The organism is Campylobacter concisus (genome assembly GCF_902460575.1).
Taxonomy (GTDB): domain Bacteria; phylum Campylobacterota; class Campylobacteria; order Campylobacterales; family Campylobacteraceae; genus Campylobacter_A; species Campylobacter_A concisus_AW.
On sequence record NZ_CABPUY010000002.1, the window covers coordinates 359,082 to 378,648 of the forward strand.

Genomic DNA, 19,567 nt, shown 5'->3' on the forward strand with positions numbered 1-19,567 from the left:
AAATTTTTGGTATGATTTTAAAAAAAAATGCTTAAAAAAGGGCTAAAATGGCAAAAAGTTACATCTGCGTCTTTGACTGCGAGACGATACCTGATGCAAATTTGATAAGAAAAGTTTATGGCATCGACGGAAGCGACGAAGATGTGAGCATCCAGGCGATGGCATTGCAAAAAGAGGCCAGCGGTAGTGACTTTTTGCCTGTGATGTTTCATAGAGTGGTCGCGATCTCTGCGGTAATGGCCGATGAGTACGGCAAATTTTTAAAAGTTAGCACGATGGAGGGCAAGGACGAGCGCGAGATCATCGCTAAATTTTTAAAATTTATAAATGATTACAACCCAAGGCTCGTTAGCTTTAATGGCCGTGGCTTTGACCTGCCAATGCTTATGGTGCGTGCGATGCGCTACAACCTAAACGCGGCGGCGTATTATGAGAGCGAAAACAAAGAGTTAAATAAAAACAAATGGGAAAATTATAGGGCAAGATATTCGCCTAAATTTCACCTTGATCTGCTTGATTTTATAAGCGATTTTGGAAGTGTTAGAGGGCTAAAGCTCGATACGCTTTGTGCTAGCTTAAATTTACCTGGCAAATACGACGTGCACGGTGATCAGGTGCTTGAGCTATACTACGCAGGCGAGCTTGATAAGATAAACGAATACTGCGAAAGCGACGTTCTTAACACCTACTGGCTATTTTTGAAATTTGAGCTTTTGCAGGCAAATATCTTGCAAGATGACTACATAAATCACCTAAACGTGATGAGCGAATTTCTAGCCAAAAACTGCGCTCACAGGGGATACACTGAGGTCTTTTGCTCTGCGATAAGCGACGAGCTAGAAAGAATTTCTGGCAAGCTAGACTACGAGATAAAGGTAGATAAAGAGGCTTTGGAATTTAGCGAATTTGATGAGGTAAGGCCGATTAGCAAAGAGGAGCTAAACCGCGATATGCTGGGCGGTCTGCTTAAAAAAGCAAGCGATCTAAAGCCAAAAGAGCCAAAGAGCAAGACACTTTTTGAAGAGAAAGTGCCTGAGATAAATTTAGACGACGAATAAGCCAAAATGAAAGGAAAAATATGAAAATTTTAGTAACTGGAACAGCTGGATTTATAGGATTTCACCTTGCAAATGCTCTTGTGGCACGTGGAGATGATGTCGTTGGATATGACGTGATAAATGACTATTACGACGTAAATTTAAAGCTTGCACGCCTAAAAACGGCTGGTTTTGACGTGAGCGAGATAGACTATGGCAAACTTATCACCTCAAAAACACATCCAAATTTAAAATTTATAAAAGCAGACCTTGCTGATGAAAAGACGATGAAAGAGCTTTTTGCTAAAGAGAAATTTGATGTAGTGGTAAATTTAGCCGCACAAGCTGGCGTTCGCTACTCGCTCATAAACCCAAAAGCCTATATAGATAGCAACATCACAGGCTTTATGAACATCCTCGAGTGCTGCCGCCACAATGAGATCAAAAACCTAGTCTATGCAAGCTCTAGCTCGGTTTATGGCTTAAATGAGAACATGCCCTTTTCTACACACGAGGGGGTCAATCACCCTATAAGCCTCTACGCAGCGACTAAAAAGAGCAACGAAATGATGGCGCACACTTATAGCCATCTATTTAATGTGCCAACGACTGGGCTTCGCTTTTTTACGGTTTATGGACCATGGGGACGCCCTGATATGGCGCTATTTTTGTTTGTTGATGCCGCGCTTAAAGATAAGACCATCGATGTTTTCAACTACGGTAAGATGAAGCGCGACTTTACCTACGTGGACGACATTGTAAAGGGCATTATTAAGTGCATCGACAACCCAGCTAAACCAAATCCAGCTTGGGACGCAAAGCACCCAGACCCTGCCACTTCAAAAGCGCCGTTTAAAGTCTATAACATCGGCAACAACAGCCCAGTCGAGCTCATGGACTACATCAAAGCAGTTGAGATAAAGATCGGCCGTGAGATCAAGAAAAATTTCCTCCCACTTCAAGCAGGCGACGTCCCAGCGACATTTGCAGACGTGAGCGACTTGGTGGCTGACTTTGACTATAAGCCAAATACAAAAGTAAATGACGGCGTGGCTAAATTTGTCGAGTGGTATAGCGAGTTTTATGGGATCAAAATTTAAATGAGACGTTGCGAGTGGGCCAAGGGCGAGCTTGATATAGCCTACCACGACAATGAGTGGGGTAAAGTCATAAAAGATGATAGAAAATTTTTTGAGATGATAGTTTTGGAGGGCTTTCAAGCGGGTCTTTCGTGGCATGGAGTGCTTCAAAAAAGAGAGGCTATGAGAGCGGCGTTTGACGGCTTTGACCCTGAAAAGATCAAGCTCTATGGCGAGGCTGAGATAGCTAAATTTATGCAAAACGAAGGGCTGATACGCAATAGACTAAAACTAAAATCGCTTGCCACAAACGCCATTGCATTTTTGTCTGTGACGCAAGAATTTGGCAGCTTTTATGACTATTTATGGGGGCATCTGCTAAAGAAATTTGACCCCAAATTTGACGGCAAACAGATCATCAATCACTATCAAAATATCAAGCAAGTGCCAGCAACCACGCCGATGTCTGACTTTGTGGCAAAGGAGCTAAAAAAGCGAGGGTTTAAGTTTCTGGGTTCTGTTAGCACCTATGCCTTTTTGCAAAGCGTGGGCGTGGTGGATGATCATATGGACTATTGTTTTTGCAAGAGTAAGGCTTGATTAGGATAGTTTTTGCACTTTTGGTGCTTTTAAATTTTGCATTTTCTCTTGATCTGCTGCGCCTTAGCGAATTTAAAGATCAAAACGTCAGTGGCTGGCTAGCTAGCGAGAAGCTTGATGGCGTGCGCGCCTACTGGGACGGAGAGAATTTACTCTCAAGGCAGGGCAAAAAGCTAAATGCACCGCTAAGTTTTACTAAAAATTTCCCTAAATTTGCACTTGATGGCGAGCTTTACGCAAAGGAGCTTAAATTTGAAGAAATTCAAGCAAGCGTGATGGATAAGCTGCCAGATGAAAAGGCGTGGAGCAGGCTTAAATTTCACATTTTTGACGTGCCAGAGGCGAGCGGTGGCTTGCTTGATAGGCTTGAAGTTTTGGCTAAATTTCTAAAAAATGAGCCAAATCAAAATTTGATCATCATAAAACAGATAAAAATGCGTGATAACGCTCAGTTTTTAAAATTTACTGAAAATATCATCGCAAAAGGCGGCGAAGGAGCTGTGGTGCGTGAGCCAAATGCGCCATACGAGCGAAAACGAAGCAAAAATGCGCTTAAATTTAAGAAATTTAAAGACGCCGAGTGTGAGGTTATCGCCGTAAATAAAGGCAGCGGCAAATACGAAAAATTTGCTGGCTCGATCACTTGTAAAGCGTTTGGCGGCAAAGATGATAAAGAAAGAGCTGGCGAGCCAAAAGAGGGCACTATCTTTAAAATAGGCTCAGGACTAAGCGACGAGCAACGCACAAATCCGCCAAAGATAGGCTCTATCATCACATATAAATTTCAAAATTTAACCTCTAATGGCAAGCCAAGATTTCCTATATTTTTAAGGGTTAGAGAGGATTAAATTTCATCTATGGTCTCTTTTAACGCCCTAAAAGAGCTAAGCTGCGCCTCCTCATCAAAAATGAAGCTTTGAGCCATGATCTCATCGACTTCAAGTCTGTTTTGAAACTCTAAAATTTGCTCTTTAACGCTTTGCTTTGAGCCTATAAAAGAGCACGCCATCATCTCTTCCGTGACGCTTCTTTCTCTATTTTTTAGCTCTATCTGCCTAAAGTCGATCGGTCCAAAATGCGGAGCCTGTGCGCCTGCCTTGCCACTTATGGCAAAGACCTCGTCGTTATCTTTTTTTGGCGGTTGCAAATACTCTTTTCCGCCAGTTACTACGTTTAAGAAAAACTGCGTTTGCGTAGTGGCTAAACTCTTTGCTAGCTCGTCACTTTGGGCTATTATCACATTTGCTCCTGCGATGACATAAGGCGTGGCAAGAAACGAAGAAGGTCTAAAATTTTGACGATAAATTTCTACCGCTTTTTCTAGCGCACGTGGTGCAAAGTGCGACGCAAAGGCATAAGGCAGACCAAACTCAGCCGCCACATATGCGCTATATATGCTTGAGCCAAGTATGTAAATAGGTGGAAATTTTTCAATTTTTGGATAGGCTTTTACGGCTCTTTTGGCGTTAAAATAGTCCATTAATTCGTTTATTTGCATATCAAATTCTATCTCTCTGGCACCGCGTCTAAGCACCGCAGCTGTCTCTTGGTCGGTCCCTGGAGCTCTGCCTAGCCCAAGATCGACGCGGTTTGGATATAGAGTCTCAAGAGTGGCGTACTGCTCGGCGATAGAGTAGGGGCTGTGGTTTGGTAGCATCACGCCGCCAGAGCCCACACGAAGGCTTTTTGTATGCTCTAAGATGTGCGCGATGATGAGCTGCGTGGCTGAGCTAGCTAAATTTTTCATATTGTGATGCTCGGCAACCCAGTAGCGATTTATGCCGATATCTTCGGCAAATTTAGCCAGTCTAACGGCTGCGTCTATGGCGTCTTTTGCGTCACCGCCTTGTTTTATCGGTAGTAAATTTAAGATTGAAACATTCATTTTTATCCTTTTTTTGTAGATGAGGGATTATAAAGATTAAATTTAAAATAAATTGTAAGTCTATTTTAAATTTGTAAAGGCAAAGACCTATCCACGCAGCCTTCAAGCAAATTTTAAAAACTAACCTTGCTTTACTTTTGCTTTACTCTATTTTTGATAAAATTAACCACTTTTTTATGAAAGGCTTAAACTTGAAGATTTTAGTAACAGGTGGAGCTGGATATATCGGCAGCCACGTAGTAAAAGCACTTTTAAAGCAAGGCAAAGATGAGATAACCATCATCGACAATCTCTGCAAGGGCTCACAAAAAGCACTTGAGGCACTTCAAAAGATAGGAAATTTTAAATTTATAAATGCAAATTTAGAGGATGATTTGAGCGAAATTTTTGCAAATGGCAAATTTGATGCGATCATTCATTTTGCAGCGTTTATCGAGGTCTTTGAGAGTATGAGCGAGCCGCTAAAATACTATCTAAACAACACCGCAAACGTCGCAAGAGTGCTAAAATATGCAAAAACTTACAATGTAAATAAATTTATATTTAGCTCAACTGCCGCAGTTTATGGCGAACCAGACGTGGCAGAAGTGAGCGAGACAACGCCTACAAATCCGATAAATCCATACGGCAGAAGCAAGCTCATGAGCGAGCAGATCATAAAAGACTACGCCGCTTCAAATGAAAATTTCAAATTTGCGATACTTCGCTATTTCAACGTCGCAGGCGCAGACGAAGAGGGGCTGATCGGTCAAAACTATCCAAACGCCACGCACCTTATCAAAGTAGCGGTGCAAACAGCTCTTGGCAAGCGTGAGAGCATGGGTATCTTTGGCGATGACTACGCGACAAAAGATGGCACATGCGTTAGAGACTACATCCACGTTAGCGATCTAGCAGACGCCCACATCAGCGCACTTGATTACATCAGTCAAAATGGTAGCGAAACTTTTAACGCGGGATATGGTAGGGGATTTAGCGTAAAAGAGGTCATCGAGACCGCAAAAAAAGTAAGTGGGGTAAATTTTAAGGTGTTAAATGCGCCAAGAAGGGACGGCGACCCAGCTATCCTTATCTCAAACGCAAGCAAACTGCGCTCGCTAACAAGTTGGAGGCCAAAAAGAGACGATCTAGCGCTCATCATAAAAACTGCCCTTGAGTGGGAAAAAAGAATTTAAGGATAAGCATGAAAATAGCAGTAATCGGAACTGGATATGTTGGGCTAGTAAGTGGTGCATGCTTTGCTAAGATGGGCAACAGTGTGATCTGCGTCGATGTTGATAGCAAAAAGATCGAGGCGCTAAAAAACGGCGTCGTGCCTATATATGAGCCAGGGCTTGCTGATATCGTGAGTGAGTGCTATAAAAATGGCTCGCTTAAATTTAGCACGCAGATAACCGAGGCGCTAGAGCATGCAGATGTGCTATTTATTGCAGTTGGCACACCTATGGGCGCTGATGGACAGGCGGATTTAAAATATGTTCTCTCAGTTGCCAAGTCAATCGGAGAAAATTTAAACAAACCACTAATCGTAGTCGATAAATCAACCGTTCCAGTGGGCACTGGAGCTAAGGTGCATGAGGTGATCGAGGCTGAGCTTAAAAAGAGAAATGTAGAGGTTAAATTTGAAGTCGTCTCAAATCCAGAGTTTTTAAAAGAGGGCGCGGCGGTTGAGGACTTTTTAAAGCCAGATCGCGTTGTTATCGGAGCTAGCAGCGAGTGGGGCTTTAGCGTGATGAGAGAGCTTTATGAGCCATTTATGAAAAACCACGACAGGCTCATTTGCATGGACGTAAAATCAGCCGAGATGACAAAATACGCTGCAAATTCGATGCTGGCAACCAAAATAAGCTTTATAAACGAGATAGCAAATATCTGCGAACGTGTGGGCGCTGATGTAAATTTAGTTAGAAAAGGCATCGGCAGCGACTCAAGGATCGGATATAGCTTCATCTATCCAGGATGTGGATATGGCGGCAGCTGCTTTCCAAAAGACGTCGAAGCGCTCATCTACACAGCTAGACAAAATGGCTTTGAGCCAGAGCTTTTAAACGCGGTCGAGTCAAGAAATAAGACCCAAAAAAGAGTGCTTTTTGATAAAATTTATAACTTCTTTGGCGGCGATCTAAAGGGCAAAACGATCGCACTTTGGGGGCTTGCGTTTAAGCCAAATACCGATGATATGAGAGAGGCTAGCTCGCTAACTTTGATAAAGCTTTTAGACGAGGCTGGCGCAAAAGTGGTCGCTTACGATCCAAAAGCGAGTGAAGAAGCTAAAAAATATATGCCAAATTTAGATGTGAAATATGCTAAAAATAAATATGACGCTCTTGATAACGCCGATGCAATGGTGCTTGTGACAGAGTGGAGCGAGTTTAGATCGCCTGATTTTATGGAGATCAAAGAGAGGCTAAAAAATGCTGTCATATTTGACGGACGCAACCAGTATAACGCTAAAGCTTTAGCTGAGCATGGATTTAAGTATTTTCAAATAGGCGTCAAAGCGTGAAGCAAATTTTATCTCTCGTAGTTTTTTTGCTGCCTTTTGCGCTTTTAGCTAGCGAGGCTTCAGGCAATAGCGAGGCAAAGGCGCAGGAGCAGGTTTTTGAGCTACCTGTCTCAAAGATGCCGGTTGATTATTTTAAATATGAAGTTGCATTTTTTAAAGAGATGCAAACAGACTGTGAATTTGCTATGCTAGAGGGTGGACATTTAGATAAAAAAGAGGATAAAAGCGGGGTTTATTATGAATTTAGCGCAGAAGATAAGCCGCTTAATCCTTGCAACGGCAAAAAGAAAAAGAGGCAAATTTATTATGAATTTACTCAAATTTTGCCTGGCGCTAGCCCCATAAGGATCGTAACTCCGCAAGGTGTAGGCGCAGAGATAAGAATTTATGAACGTATAAAAACAATAAAACCAAAAATTTTAAAAAGGAAAGATAAATGAAACACTTAAGTAAAAAATAATTATAAGGTTATTTAAAATCATGGCATTAATAGTATTATTAGTACAGAGATAAGAATTTATGAACGTATAAAAACAATAAAACCAAAAATTTTAAAAAGGAAAGAGAAATGAAAATAGCAGTAGTAGGACTTGGATATGTGGGACTTCCACTAGCAGCAGCTTTTAGTGAGAAGTACGAAGTAGTCGGCTTTGACGTAAATGCAAAACGTATAGAAGAGCTTAAAAGTGGCTATGATAGAACGCTTGAACTTAGCAACGAGCAGATGAAAAAAGCGATCGATAATGGCATGAAATTTAGCCTAAATTTAGATGACATCAGAAGCTGCAACTTCTTCATCGTAACCGTCCCAACTCCTATAGATAAGAACAAACGCCCAGACCTAACCCCAGTGGTAAAAGCGACCCAGAGCGTAGCAAAAGTGCTTAAAAAAGGCGACATCGTTGTCTATGAAAGCACTGTCTATCCAGGCGTTACAGAAGAAATTTGCGTACCACTTCTTGAAGAGAGCGGACTTAAATTTAATAAAGACTTCTTCTGCGGCTACTCTCCAGAGCGCATAAACCCAGGTGATAAAGAGCACACTGTTACAAAGATCAAAAAGATAACAAGTGGCTCAACTCCAGAGATCGCTGACAAGGTCGATGAAATTTACCGCTCAATCATCACAGCAGGCACTCACAAAGCTTCAAGCATCAAAGTAGCAGAGGCTGCAAAGGTTATCGAAAACACCCAGCGCGACATCAACATCGCCTTTATAAACGAGCTTGCGATGCTATTTGAAAAGCTTCACATCAACACCATAGACGTGCTTGAGGCTGCTGGTACTAAGTGGAATTTCTTAAATTTCCGCCCAGGTCTAGTCGGCGGTCACTGCATCGGCGTAGATCCATACTACCTAACTCACAAAGCTCAAGAGGTAGGCTACAACCCTGAAATGATCCTAGCAGGTCGCCGCATCAATGATGATATGGGCAGATACGCAGCCGATCAAGTGATAAAACTAATGATAAGAAAAGGTGTGCTTATCAACAAAGCGCGTGTGCTTGTTCTTGGTATGACATTTAAAGAAAACTGCCCAGATATAAGAAATTCTCGCGTTATAGACGTGGTTGATGAGCTAAAAGACTTTGGCTGCAAGGTCGATGTGACTGATCCTTGGGCTGATAGCGCTGAGGTAAAACATGAGTACGGCTTTGATCTAGTAAAAGAGTATAACCTAGACGACTACGACTGCATCGTGATCGCCGTAGCTCACAATGAATTTAAAAAGCTCAACCTAAAAGGCCACTTGGTTTATGATATAAAAAATATCTACCCAGAGGCTGACGCTAGGCTGTAAGGAATTTAGTGCACAAAGTAAGCGTAAATTGTAAAATTTTACTTATCTTTCTGGCTGCTTATCTGTTTGGATTTGCAGCTAGGATGCTTTGGGTATTGTGGGCAAAGGATATGCCAGAGTTTTACTTTAATGGCGAATTTATGCTTACGACAAATGACGCATACTATTACGCAGAGGGCGCTAGAGATATGCTTGCTGGCTTTCATCAGCAAAATGACTTTAGCCCCTTTAATCACCCAATCTCAACCATAGTTTTTTATATTTGCAAAATTTTACCTTTCAAGATCGAAAGCGTGATGTTTTATATGAGCGCGCTTTTAGCACCTCTTATCGCACTTCCAGTTATCTTGATATCAAATGAGTTTAAAGCTCTAAAAGCTGGGGCCGTGGCGGCATTTATGAGCGTTATCTTGCCAGGCTATCTTGTAAGAACGTCACTTGGTTACTTTGATAGCGATATGCTAAATGTCACATTTGCGCTTTTTATCATCTATCTTTTGATCAGACTTTTAAATGCAAATGAACAAAAATTTATCGTTTTACCGGGGCTTTTTGTATCGCTTTATCTTTGGTGGTATCAAAGCTCTTATGCTCTTATTTTAAGCATCATTTTTATCTTTTTTATCTACACGCTTGCTTTTATGCGAAGCAGGATAGAAAACTACCAAGCGATATTTTTTATGTTTATAAGCATCGTTAGCTTCAATATTTTTTCAAAAGATCCGCTTATCGCAAATAAAATTTTGATTTTAAATTTAGCGGTTATTGCTTCATTTTACGCCATTTTTTTCAAATATAAAAAACTACTTTCACCCAAAATTCTAAGCATTTTTCTAGCTATTATGCTAGCTATTTTTATCTATTTTGGTGGTTTTGATTTTATTATCTCAAAGATTGGCAGTTACGTTTTAAAAAGCAGCTCAGAGGTTGCAAGTAAATTTCACTTTATAAGCGAATACACGCTAATCGATGAGGTAAAAAGCGCTAGCCATTTATATTTTGTCTATTTCATGGCTGGAAATATCCTTATTTTGCTAGCTGCAGTGATTGGATATCTGGCGCTTTGCTTTAAATTTCGACCATTTTTACTTAGCTTGCCACTGCTTGGACTTGGCGCTTTATCGCTATTTGGCGGAGTTAGATTTGCTATGTATGTAACGCCACTTGTAGCACTTGGTTTTGGGTATTTCTTACACTTTTTTTTAAATTTATTTGACCTTAGAAATTCTCTTAAAAATTTATCCTTTTTTATCTTTGCAGCAGCTGCGCTTGATCCAAATTTAGAGATCGCTTACTCTTATAGACCGCATACTTTGATCACGCACGATGAGGCAATGGCGCTTGATCAGCTAAAAAAGGCTGCTAAGCGCGATGACTACGTGCTTTCGTGGTGGGATTATGGATATGCGGTAAGATACTTTGCTGATGTTAAGACGCTAAATGATCCTGGCAGGCAAGGTGGCGAGAATAACTACTTTGTTAGCCTTGCTTTAAGAAAAGATGAGGCAACCTCAGCTAAGCTAGCTAGAGTAGTGAGCGAGTATAGCGATATCTCGTTTGAGAAAAAGAGCAGAGCGCTAGAAGAAATTTTAAAAGATCACAACACAAGCGATCTAAACACCTTTTTAAGCCAGCTTGAAAGCGCAAATTTTACTATGCCAGCGGCAAAAAAAGAGGTTTTTTACTATCTTGTGCCAGATATGATAGATATCGCTCCAAACATCTTTAGATATAGCTACATCGACGTTATGAGTGGCGAGAAGCCAAAAGAGGAGTTTTTTTACTACATTAGCCCTATAAATAGCGTTAGCGAGGCTGGCATAGACCTTGGAAATGGCTATATCTTACCGCTAAAAGAGCCAAAATTTATCACACAAAACGGCGAAAAAGTGGCGGTAAAGTCCTTTTATAAGATAAAAGGCTCTGGCAAAGAGCTGCAAATAGACGAGAAAACTATCGACGACAAGGCAAAAATCTCTGTTTTATTTTTAGAAGACTATGCACGCGTGGTTTTAGTTGATGAAAATGCCTTAAATTCAGCCCTTGTGCAGCTTTTTATATTTGAGCGAGCAGATGAGCGATACTTTGAGCCATTTGTCATCTCAAGTGGTGTAAAAATTTACAGGTTAAAAGTCTAATGCTGATCAATCTAATAAGCTCAATCGTCGTTTTTGTCGTATCAATGGGCATAAATTTCTTTCTTACGCCATTTATCTTAAAAAGCCTTGGCAACGAGGCTTTTGGCTTTGTAGGACTTAGCAACGCCATCGTTAGCTATGCAGCAGTCGTAAGCGTGGCGATCAACTCGGTCAGTGGGCGCTTTGTCGCTCATGCGTGGCACAAAAAAGACCTAAGCCTTGCAAACACCTACTACTCATCAGTGCTTGTTGTAAATATCTTCTTTTGCGCCGTTGTCGTGGTGCTTAGCTCTGTTTTCATACTAAATTTGCAAAGCTTTTTAAATGTCCCTGAAAATTTACTCTTTGACGTGAGAATGACCCTTGTTTTTTACTTTATAAATTTCTGCGTTGGGCTATTTAACGGCGTTTTGACGGTTTGTGCTTTTGTGACAAACAAGCTCTACCTACTCTCCATCAGAAACGCCATCTCAAGCGCGATCCTAGCAGCCCTCATCGTGGCGCTCTTTTTCTTTTTTAAGCCATTTATCTCATATATCGCCATTTCAGCGCTAATCGCTAGCCTTTTTGTCTTTTTTAGCACCATTTTTATGTCAGCTCGCATCACGCCAGAGCTAAAATTTAGCCTTAGTAAATTTGACTTTTCTAAGATCAAAGAGCTTCTAAGCTCTGGCATTTGGAACAGCTTTAATGCGCTAAACCGCATACTTTTAACAGGCATGGACCTTTTTATCTGCAACATTTTTGTAAGTGCAAACGCCACTGGCCTTCTTTCAGTCGCCAAGGCCGCTCCTATCATACTTGAGAGCTTTGTAGCGCAGCTTAGCGGTATCTTTGCACCAAAATTTGTCGAGCTTTACTCTAAAAATTTGATCACGGACCTCATAAAAGAGGCTAAATTTTCAATGAAGGTGATCGCCTTTGTGATGAGCGCTCCGGCTGCATTTTTCGTCGTTTTTGGGCTTGATTTTTACACGCTTTGGCTACCTTTTAAAAGCACAGATGAGGTTAAATTTATCTACAATGTCTCGATGATAACGCTAGTGCCGATCGTCTTTATAAGCTTTGTTTTTTCGCTTTTTAACCTTGATAGCGCGACAAACAAGCTTCGCCGACCAGCCATTGCCAACACCATTCTTGGCGTTAGCACGATCATAGCGCAGATCGCACTGCTCAAATTTAGTGACTACGGCGTTTATGGTATCGTCATCGTCGCAGCCATTTTTTATAGCATAAGGATTCTCGGCTTTGACCTCATAAATGCCGCCTTAAATTTAGAGGTGAAGCTCACCACATTTTACGGGGTTTATTTTAAAAATTTAGCCGTTTTTGCGCTTTGCGTGCTTGCGATGTTTGCCTGCAAGGACTTTGTGAGCTTAGATAACTGGCTAAAATTTGCTATCTTTGCTGCGATATACGCCGGCGCAGCTTATGTTTTGGGATATTTTTTGTTTTTTAATGCCTTCGAGCGAGGCATAGTCTGGCGTAAAATTTTAAAAAAATTTAAAAGGTCTTAAATGAATGAAATTTATTTGATCTCTTTGGCAAAAGATACCAAAAGGCGCGAGCTTTTGCAGCAGAAATTTGGCTCTTATGATAGCTTTAAGCTAATAGACGCAGTTGATGGCAGGGAGCTAAACGCGAGGGAGTACTATAAGATCATTTCGCCGTCATTTAAAGCTTACGGCAAGGTTTTAAGCCCAGCAGAGGTTGGCTGTTCGCTCTCACACGTAAAAGCCTACGAGGCATTTTTGGAAAGTGAGGCGAAATTTGCCCTCATCTTTGAAGACGACGTGATAGGAGATGACAATGCCATAAAAGAGGCATTTTTTGCAGCTAGCAAGATGCCTGAAAATAGCGTGCTCATATGTGGCATGCAAGATGGGCTGGAGGGCAGGTTTAGCGCCTTTGGCAAAAAGGTGGATAGTAGCCTAAGTAAGCCACTTTGGCAGGTTTCAAAGCACTCATTTTCGAGCATTTATAGAGCAGGGGCTTATGTGCTAACTAAAAAAAGCGCTAAAAATTTGCTTGAAATTCATAAACGTGCGCTTTGCACGACCGATGTTTGGGACTATTTGCTTGGCGTTAATGATATGCAGATGTATTTTTGCGACCTTTTTGCGCATCCAACTGATCTTAGTGGCTCAAATATCGAGGGCGAGCGGCTTGAGAGGGGATACAGCGCAAATTTAAAAGCATACATAAAAACATTTAAATTTATACTTTTCTCACGACTTGAGAAGCTTCAAGGCTACGAGAGAATTTTTAAAAGGGGCTAAATGAGCGAGCCATTAATCAGCATCGTAACCGCGACTTACAAGCGTCCAGAGCTTTTAAAAAAGGCCATAAAAAGCGCTCTAGCTCAAAGCTATAAAAATTTAGAAATAGTTGTAACCGACGACGGCGATGACGAGAGTGCGAGTGAAATTTGCAAGAGTTTTAACGACGCAAGGATCAAATTTGTAAAAAACAGCGCTCACAAAAAGAGCCCAAATGGCAACAAAAACAATGGCTTTGACAACGCAACAGGCGAGTTTGTCTGCTTGCTTGACGATGACGACGAGCTTTTGCCAGATGCTATAAAAGAGTGCTATGAAATTTTAAAAAGTGGCGAGTATTCGTGCGTTTTTGCAGACGCGATTTGCGAAAAAGATGGCGTGATGACCGATGTCGTGGCTGGTAGAAGCCCATATAGCAAGAGTGGGGCGATGAGTAAGGTTGATTATCACTGTGGGCGGATAAATGGCGAGTATTTTAAGCTTTTTTCGCGTGAATTTATAGATGATTTTAGGTTTGATGAGAGCAGTTTTGGCGGCGAAAATGAGCTTTATATCCGCTTTTTTGAAAAAAATGTCTTCTATCTTAAAAAACCACTTTACATCTACCGCATCGCAAGAAGCGATAGTGCGACGCTAAATGCCAGCAAGCACGCGCTAAATGTGGCAAACGCTTACATCAAAACAGCAAATTTGCACTACGACATCGCTATAAAAAATGAGCCAAAATTTCTAGCTATGCAGTATAAAAATGCCGCTTACTACGCCAAAATAGCAGGCGAATATGGGCTGATGCTAAGGTGTATCTTTAAAAGTCTTAGCATTAAATTTAGTAAAGAAGCGTTTATTTTCTTACTACTTAGCCCGCTTCCAAGTGGCATTTTACCGGCACTTTCAAAGCTTAGAGTGAAGATAAAACAAAGGTTTGGCGTATGAAGATATTATTTGTCACATCAACGCTTAGAAGTGGCGGTGCAGAGCGGGTTTGCGCGGTGATCGCATCAAGATTTAGCGTGGATCATGATGTAAGCCTTGTTAAATTTGACAAGGACGAGCCATTTTACGAGCTGGCAAGTGGCGTGAAGCTCATAAATTTAGGCGTTGGAGCTGATGAGCTTGGCTTGGTTGGAAATTTAAAAAAGAGAGTTTTAAAGGTGCTTGCTTTAAGAGCGCTCATAAGAGAGGGCAAATTTGACGCTGTGATATCATTTTTAGACGCCGTAAATACCTTGGTGCTCTTTAGCTCAGCAGGGCTAAAAACGCCTATAATCATAAGCGAGCACACAAACTACCTTGCGCCAAAAAGGGCGATCTTTAAGGTGCTAAGACGCCTTAGCTATCCATTTGCAAACGCACTTAGCGTCTTAAGCGACGAGGATCTTGGCTACTACTCGAAATTTTGCAAAAATGTGATGAAAATTTACAACCCGCTCTTTGAAGAGGTGCGAAGCGAGAGCTTTACTAAAGAAAATTTAGTCATCTTTGTTGGCAGGCTAAATAAGATAAAAAACTGCGAAATGTTTGTAAGAGTGGCCGCAAGCTTAAAGCAAAGCGGCTATAAATTTGTCGTGGCTGGAGATGGCGGAGAGAGGGTAAATTTAGAAAATTTAGCTAAAAATTTGGGTGCAGAGGTGGAGTTTTTAGGAAATGTAAGCGACATCGCCTCACTTTATAAAAGGGCAAAGGTGCTGCTATCTTGCTCAAATTTCGAGGGTCTTGGAAATACATTGATAGAGGCGATAAACTATGACTGTGTGCGGGTTGCGACAAAAACTAGCGGGGCAAAAGAGCTTATAAAAGATGGCTTTGATGGCTTGCTTTGCGAGATAAATGATGTTGATGATATGAGTGAAAAGCTTGCAAAAATGCTGCAAGATGAGGCAAAGATGGGCGAATTTGTCAAAAACGCAAGAGCTAGACTTGATGAGTTTAGCGTGAAGCAAATTTATAAAAAATGGTTGGAGCTTTTAAAGCTTGGAGGTGTGAAGTGAAAATTCTTTTTGTCATCGCCGCACTTAGAAATGGTGGGGCTGAGCGCGTGCTAAACGTGCTTGCAAATGAGCTTTGCAAAGACAATGAGATCACTATCGCCTTGCTTGAAGAGGACCTTGGACTTTATAAATTTAGTGAAAAGATAAAGATCATAAACCTTAATGTGAGTGGCTCAGGGCTGGCTTTAAAATTTAAAAAAATCCTCGCTCTTAGAGCGCTTTTTAAGGAGCAAAGGGCTGATCTCATAATTAGCTTTATCGACTGGACAAATGTCGCTTGCGTGCTGGCAAATGCTGGGCTAAAGAGCAAACTAATAGCAACCGAGCACCACGAGCATAGCTACTTAAAAAGTAAAGTAGCAAGCGCTATGCGTGATATTAGCTACCGCTTTGTAGATGGTTTAAGCGTGCTAAGTAAAAGCGACTACGACTACTATAAATTTGCCAAAAATCGCGAGGTCATACATAATCCACTTTTTATCGGCGTGCCTGAAATTTGCGAGAAGCAAAACGTCATCTTAAGCGTGGCAAGGCTGGAGGCGGTAAAGGGCTATGATATCTATTTTGAGGCGCTTAGTAAGGTTGATAATAGCTTGCTTGATGGCTGGGAGATAAAGATCGCAGGCAGCGGCAGGCAAGAGAGTGAGCTAAAGCAAATGGCTTCAAATTTAGGGCTTAATATCAAATTTCTAGGTCACATGAGCGACGTCACAAAGCTTTATAGTGAGGCAAAAATTTTCACTCTTAGCTCACGAAGCGAGGGGCTTTCAAATGTGTTAATAGAATCAGGCGCCTTTGGTTGCGCTAGGCTAAGTAGCGACACCGTGGGCGCAAGAGAGCTTATAAATGACGGCATTGACGGGCTTATCTTTAAAAATGGCGACGCAAATGATCTAAAAGAGAAACTTGAGATGCTTTTAAAAGATGAAAATTTAAGGCAAAAACTAGCAAAAAACGCCAGCGAAAGTGCAAATTTATTTAGCAAAGAAAATATCATCAAGCAGTGGCGAGAATTTATAAAAAAGGTTGTTAGCAAGTGAAAAAATTAGCCGTTTTTTTATACTCGATGGGGCCTGGCGGGGCTGAGCGAAATGTGGCAAATTTACTGCCATTTTTGATCAAACGTTATGAAGTTCATCTCATCTTAATGAGCAAGGTCATCGCTTATGAGATCCCAAGTGAGGTACAAATCCACTTTATAGAAAATAGCGATCCTTACGAGAGCGGGCTAAAGAAGCTTGCAAGGCTCTTTTTAGCGATGCCAATGCTTGCCTTTAAATATAAAAATCTTTGCCAAAATTTAAGCATCGACACGCAGTTTGTGCTGATGAACCGCCCATGCTACATAGCCGCAATAGCTAGGATTTTAGGGCTAAGGGCTAGGCTGGTTATCAGCGAGCGAAGTTGTCCGTCTATCTTATATAAAGACGATCTAAGTGGCAGGGTTAATAAATTTTTACTCACTCATCTTTATAAAAAGGCCGATCTCATTTTGGCAAATGCAGCTGGCAACAAAGAGGATCTGGTGCGAAATTTTGGCATGAGTGAAGCAAAAACAAAGGTGCTTTATAACGCCCTTGATCTAAAAACTATAAATTTACTAAAAGATGAGCCACTTGAGGATGGCTTTAAGCCATTTTTCATAAACATAGGCCGCCTTGATAGTGGTAAAAATCAAGCCATGTTAATAAAAATAATTGCCTCCATTAGCGACCCTCGAGCCACGCTTGGCATCCTTGGCAAAGGGCCTTTAAAAGATGAGCTACAAAATTTGATAGACAAATTTGGCGTGGGTGATAGAGTAAAGCTTCTTGGCACTGATAAAAATCCTTTTAGGCATATAAAAAACGCCTCTTGCTTGCTTTGTGCTTCGCGTTTTGAGGGCTTTTCAAATGTCTTGCTTGAAGCGCTCGCATGTGAAAAAACCATCATCTCAACCGAGCACAAGAGCGGCGCAAAGGAGCTTTTGGGCGATAGCGAGTTTGGCATCTTAGTGCCTGTTGATGACGAAAATGCGATGAAAGAGGCGATGATAAAGGTGCTTAACGAGCGTGAAATAAGGCAAAATTTTGAAAATGTTGCGTATAATCGGGCTAAATTTTTTGATAGTGAAAACATAGCGAGCGAGCTTATAAATTTTTTGGAAAATCCTAATGAATAGAAATTTATTTTTTAAAAATTACTCTTTATACCTTATGATATTTGCCGCAGTCATCTTTGGCATGGTTTGCAGGCTTTACTGGGTCTTTTGGGCGAGCGAGTATCCAGTCTTTTTCTGGAACAACGAGCTGATGATCAGCACAAACGATGGCTACGCATTTGCCGAAGGGGCAAGGGATATGCTAGCTGGCTTTCATCAAGAAAACGACCTTAGCTACTACGGCTATCCGCTTTCCACACTTACTTACTGGATCGTGAAATTTCTAGGCGTCAAGCTTGAGACAGCGATGATTTATATGAGTGTCTTTTTCTCATCGCTTGTGGCTGTGCCTGTTATCTTGATCGCAAACGAATACAAAGCAAAAATGGCTGGCTTCATCGCTGCACTTCTTGCAGTGATCGCAAATAGCTACTACAACCGCACGATGGCTGGTTACTACGACACCGACATGCTCATCATCCCGCTTAGCGTCTTTGTCGTTTGGGGGCTTGTTAGAGTGCTTGAGAAAAAGGACGCAAAGAGCCTGATAATAGCACCTTTAAGCGTGCTTATCTATATGTGGTGGTACTTAAGCGCCTTTTCGCTTATTAGCATTTTAACCGGGCTATTTTTACTTTACACGCTCATTTTTGATAGGAAAAATCCACTTTTTTACCTTGAAATTTCGCTGCTTTTGCTTGCCATCTCAAACCTTGATCTAACTCTTAAATTTATCGCTGTTATCGTTATTTATGCACTTTGCCTATTTAAAAAAGAGGTGATAAATTTAAAAATTGCTCTTGGTATTTTGGCGGTTATCTTTGTCGTTTTTGTCATCCGTGGCGGGCTAAATCCGATAATCTTTCAGCTTAAATTTTACGTCTTTAGAGATGCGCCTGAAGTTGGCGGCATGAGCTTTCACTTTTTTAATGTCAATCAAACTATCCAAGAGTCAAGCGTCGTTGATTTTACGCTATTTTGCGAGAGGATCAGCGCAAATGTCATAACATTTTTGATCTCGCTTGCTGGCGTCGCTCTGTTTTGCTACAAGCACCGCTCATTTGCCGTCTCGCTTGGCATGCTCGCACTTGGCTTTTTAGCCTTTAAAAGCGGCCTTAGATTTACCATTTATGCTGTGCCTATCATGGCACTTGGCTTTGGCTACTTAGTGGAGTTTGTGCTTGCAAATTTAAAGCTAAAAGGAGCCGTGCTAAATCTCATAAGAGCCTTCATAGCAGCTCTTGTGCTTGCTCCAGCGCTCATTCACATCTATGGCTACAAGGCTGAGCCAGTCTTTGTAAATAAAGAGGTTGAAATTTTAAATAAGCTAAAAAGCATCGCAGGACGCGAAGACTACGTGCTTGCGTGGTGGGACTATGGATATCCGATTAGATATTACAGCGATGTTAAGACGCTAATTGACGGCGGAAAGCACCTTGGACGTGAAAATTTTGCCGTGAGCTTTGCGCTTGGAAGCGACGAGATGAGCTCGGCAAATATGGCAAGGCTCGATGTCGAATACACTGAGCGAAATTTCAAAGAGCACTTTAATGGCAACTTGGCTCAAATTTTAAAAGATAGAAATTTAAGCGTTGATCAGTTTTTTAGCGAGATAAAAGAGGCAAATTTTAGCCTACCAGCAAAGAGCAGAGAGATATATTATTACCTGCCAGATAGGATGCTTAGCATCTTCCCGACCATTTTGCAGTTTAGCAAGATCGATCTAAAAAGCGGTAAAAATTTAAACAACGGACTTTTCATCACCACAAGAGCGATCTCGCAAAGCGAAAAGGGCATCAGGCTAAGTGGTGGATTTACTCTAACAAGTGATGTCACAAATTTGATCTATGATGGCAATGTCCTACCACTAAGATCTTTTATAGAGACCGACTACAACGAGGCTGGCAAGCTAAATGTAAAAGAGTATAAAAATAATGAAAGCTCAAACATTTCTGTCATTTTTATGAGGGATTATGGTAGGTTTATCATCCTTGATGAGAGTATTTTAAATAGCGCCTACATCCAGCTTTTCGTGCTTGAAAGATACGATCCAAAAGTCTTTGAGCCAGTCATACTTGATGGGGCAGCAAAAGTTTATAGGCTAAAGAGGTAGA

The 19,567-nt window shown here is 41.3% G+C and carries 17 protein-coding genes; 16 read left to right on the forward strand and 1 reads right to left on the reverse strand.

The window, feature by feature from the left end; translation table 11 throughout:
- Positions 1-47: 47 nt before the first annotated feature.
- The 4 genes from F3G76_RS05720 to F3G76_RS05735 are packed head-to-tail and all read left to right on the forward strand — an operon-like array spanning position 48 to position 3,564.
- Entirely contained in the window at positions 48-1,058 is a 1,011-nt protein-coding gene (locus F3G76_RS05720) for a 3'-5' exonuclease (RefSeq protein WP_149706166.1), read from the forward strand.
- A 20-nt stretch (positions 1,059-1,078) separates the two neighbouring features.
- Positions 1,079-2,137: an NAD-dependent epimerase gene (locus tag F3G76_RS05725; protein ID WP_149706167.1), complete on the forward strand. Its 1,059-nt coding sequence runs from the start codon at positions 1,079-1,081 to the stop codon at positions 2,135-2,137.
- Positions 2,138-2,716, forward strand: a complete 579-nt coding sequence (locus tag F3G76_RS05730) for a DNA-3-methyladenine glycosylase I (RefSeq protein WP_149706168.1) — start codon at positions 2,138-2,140, stop codon at positions 2,714-2,716.
- The gene (locus F3G76_RS05735) at positions 2,716-3,564 is read left to right on the forward strand and encodes a DNA ligase (RefSeq protein ID WP_149706248.1); all 849 of its coding nucleotides are present in this window, start codon (positions 2,716-2,718) and stop codon (positions 3,562-3,564) included. Before F3G76_RS05730 ends, F3G76_RS05735 begins: the two co-directional genes overlap by 1 nt.
- On the opposite strand, the gene F3G76_RS05740 is transcribed toward F3G76_RS05735, so the two are convergent.
- On the reverse strand, positions 3,561-4,601 hold the full coding sequence (locus tag F3G76_RS05740; RefSeq protein WP_149706169.1) for an LLM class flavin-dependent oxidoreductase: 1,041 nt from the start codon (positions 4,599-4,601) through the stop codon (positions 3,561-3,563). The genes F3G76_RS05735 and F3G76_RS05740 overlap by 4 nt on opposite strands.
- A 191-nt stretch (positions 4,602-4,792) precedes the next feature.
- Here F3G76_RS05740 and galE point away from each other — a divergent pair, with 191 nt between their 5' ends.
- The 12 genes from galE (at position 4,793) to F3G76_RS05800 (ending at position 19,566) form a co-directional block, all read left to right on the forward strand.
- Positions 4,793-5,776, forward strand: coding sequence for a UDP-glucose 4-epimerase GalE (gene galE, locus F3G76_RS05745; protein WP_149706170.1), 984 nt, complete (start codon positions 4,793-4,795; stop codon positions 5,774-5,776).
- 8 nt (positions 5,777-5,784) lie between these two features.
- The gene (locus tag F3G76_RS05750; RefSeq protein ID WP_149706171.1) at positions 5,785-7,107 is read left to right on the forward strand and encodes a UDP-glucose dehydrogenase family protein; all 1,323 of its coding nucleotides are present in this window, start codon (positions 5,785-5,787) and stop codon (positions 7,105-7,107) included.
- A complete protein-coding gene (locus tag F3G76_RS05755; RefSeq protein ID WP_149706172.1) occupies positions 7,104-7,547 on the forward strand; it encodes an ecotin in 444 nt (147 codons plus the stop codon). The genes F3G76_RS05750 and F3G76_RS05755 overlap by 4 nt, the downstream gene beginning before the upstream one ends.
- Before the next feature lie 128 nt (positions 7,548-7,675).
- Positions 7,676-8,908 carry a nucleotide sugar dehydrogenase gene (locus tag F3G76_RS05760; protein WP_103571625.1) on the forward strand — a complete coding sequence of 411 codons (1,233 nt, stop codon included), beginning with the start codon at positions 7,676-7,678 and terminating at the stop codon, positions 8,906-8,908.
- A gap of 8 nt (positions 8,909-8,916) precedes the next feature.
- Positions 8,917-11,046 carry an STT3 domain-containing protein gene (locus F3G76_RS05765; RefSeq protein ID WP_103570216.1) on the forward strand — a complete coding sequence of 710 codons (2,130 nt, stop codon included), beginning with the start codon at positions 8,917-8,919 and terminating at the stop codon, positions 11,044-11,046.
- Positions 11,046-12,563 carry an MATE family efflux transporter gene (locus F3G76_RS05770; protein WP_149706173.1) on the forward strand — a complete coding sequence of 506 codons (1,518 nt, stop codon included), beginning with the start codon at positions 11,046-11,048 and terminating at the stop codon, positions 12,561-12,563. The genes F3G76_RS05765 and F3G76_RS05770 overlap by 1 nt, the downstream gene beginning before the upstream one ends.
- Positions 12,564-13,325, forward strand: coding sequence for a glycosyltransferase family 25 protein (locus F3G76_RS05775; protein WP_149706174.1), 762 nt, complete (start codon positions 12,564-12,566; stop codon positions 13,323-13,325).
- The gene (locus F3G76_RS05780) at positions 13,326-14,258 is read left to right on the forward strand and encodes a glycosyltransferase family 2 protein (protein WP_103570219.1); all 933 of its coding nucleotides are present in this window, start codon (positions 13,326-13,328) and stop codon (positions 14,256-14,258) included.
- Entirely contained in the window at positions 14,255-15,313 is a 1,059-nt protein-coding gene (locus F3G76_RS05785) for a glycosyltransferase (RefSeq protein WP_149706175.1), read from the forward strand. The genes F3G76_RS05780 and F3G76_RS05785 overlap by 4 nt, the downstream gene beginning before the upstream one ends.
- Positions 15,310-16,353, forward strand: coding sequence for a glycosyltransferase (locus F3G76_RS05790; RefSeq protein WP_149706176.1), 1,044 nt, complete (start codon positions 15,310-15,312; stop codon positions 16,351-16,353). Before F3G76_RS05785 ends, F3G76_RS05790 begins: the two co-directional genes overlap by 4 nt.
- The gene (gene pglJ, locus F3G76_RS05795; protein WP_149706177.1) at positions 16,350-17,474 is read left to right on the forward strand and encodes an N-acetylgalactosamine-N,N'-diacetylbacillosaminyl-diphospho-undecaprenol 4-alpha-N-acetylgalactosaminyltransferase; all 1,125 of its coding nucleotides are present in this window, start codon (positions 16,350-16,352) and stop codon (positions 17,472-17,474) included. Before F3G76_RS05790 ends, pglJ begins: the two co-directional genes overlap by 4 nt.
- Positions 17,467-19,566, forward strand: coding sequence for an STT3 domain-containing protein (locus tag F3G76_RS05800; protein ID WP_149706178.1), 2,100 nt, complete (start codon positions 17,467-17,469; stop codon positions 19,564-19,566). Before pglJ ends, F3G76_RS05800 begins: the two co-directional genes overlap by 8 nt.
- The last annotated feature ends 1 nt before the right edge of the window (position 19,567 follow it).

Excerpts from the sequence above, each read along its gene's own strand:
- F3G76_RS05760 (WP_103571625.1), top strand. The coding sequence starts at position 7,676 with ATGAAAATAGCAGTAGTAGGACTTGGATATGTGGGACTTCCACTAGCA.
- F3G76_RS05730 (WP_149706168.1), top strand. The coding sequence starts at position 2,138 with ATGAGACGTTGCGAGTGGGCCAAGGGCGAGCTTGATATAGCCTACCAC.
- F3G76_RS05720 (WP_149706166.1), top strand. The coding sequence starts at position 48 with ATGGCAAAAAGTTACATCTGCGTCTTTGACTGCGAGACGATACCTGAT.
- F3G76_RS05785 (WP_149706175.1), top strand. The coding sequence starts at position 14,255 with ATGAAGATATTATTTGTCACATCAACGCTTAGAAGTGGCGGTGCAGAG.
- F3G76_RS05725 (WP_149706167.1), top strand. The coding sequence starts at position 1,079 with ATGAAAATTTTAGTAACTGGAACAGCTGGATTTATAGGATTTCACCTT.
- F3G76_RS05740 (WP_149706169.1), bottom strand. The coding sequence starts at position 4,601 with ATGAATGTTTCAATCTTAAATTTACTACCGATAAAACAAGGCGGTGAC.
- F3G76_RS05800 (WP_149706178.1), top strand. The coding sequence starts at position 17,467 with ATGAATAGAAATTTATTTTTTAAAAATTACTCTTTATACCTTATGATA.
- F3G76_RS05775 (WP_149706174.1), top strand. The coding sequence starts at position 12,564 with ATGAATGAAATTTATTTGATCTCTTTGGCAAAAGATACCAAAAGGCGC.
- F3G76_RS05770 (WP_149706173.1), top strand. The coding sequence starts at position 11,046 with ATGCTGATCAATCTAATAAGCTCAATCGTCGTTTTTGTCGTATCAATG.
- F3G76_RS05780 (WP_103570219.1), top strand. The coding sequence starts at position 13,326 with ATGAGCGAGCCATTAATCAGCATCGTAACCGCGACTTACAAGCGTCCA.
- F3G76_RS05750 (WP_149706171.1), top strand. The coding sequence starts at position 5,785 with ATGAAAATAGCAGTAATCGGAACTGGATATGTTGGGCTAGTAAGTGGT.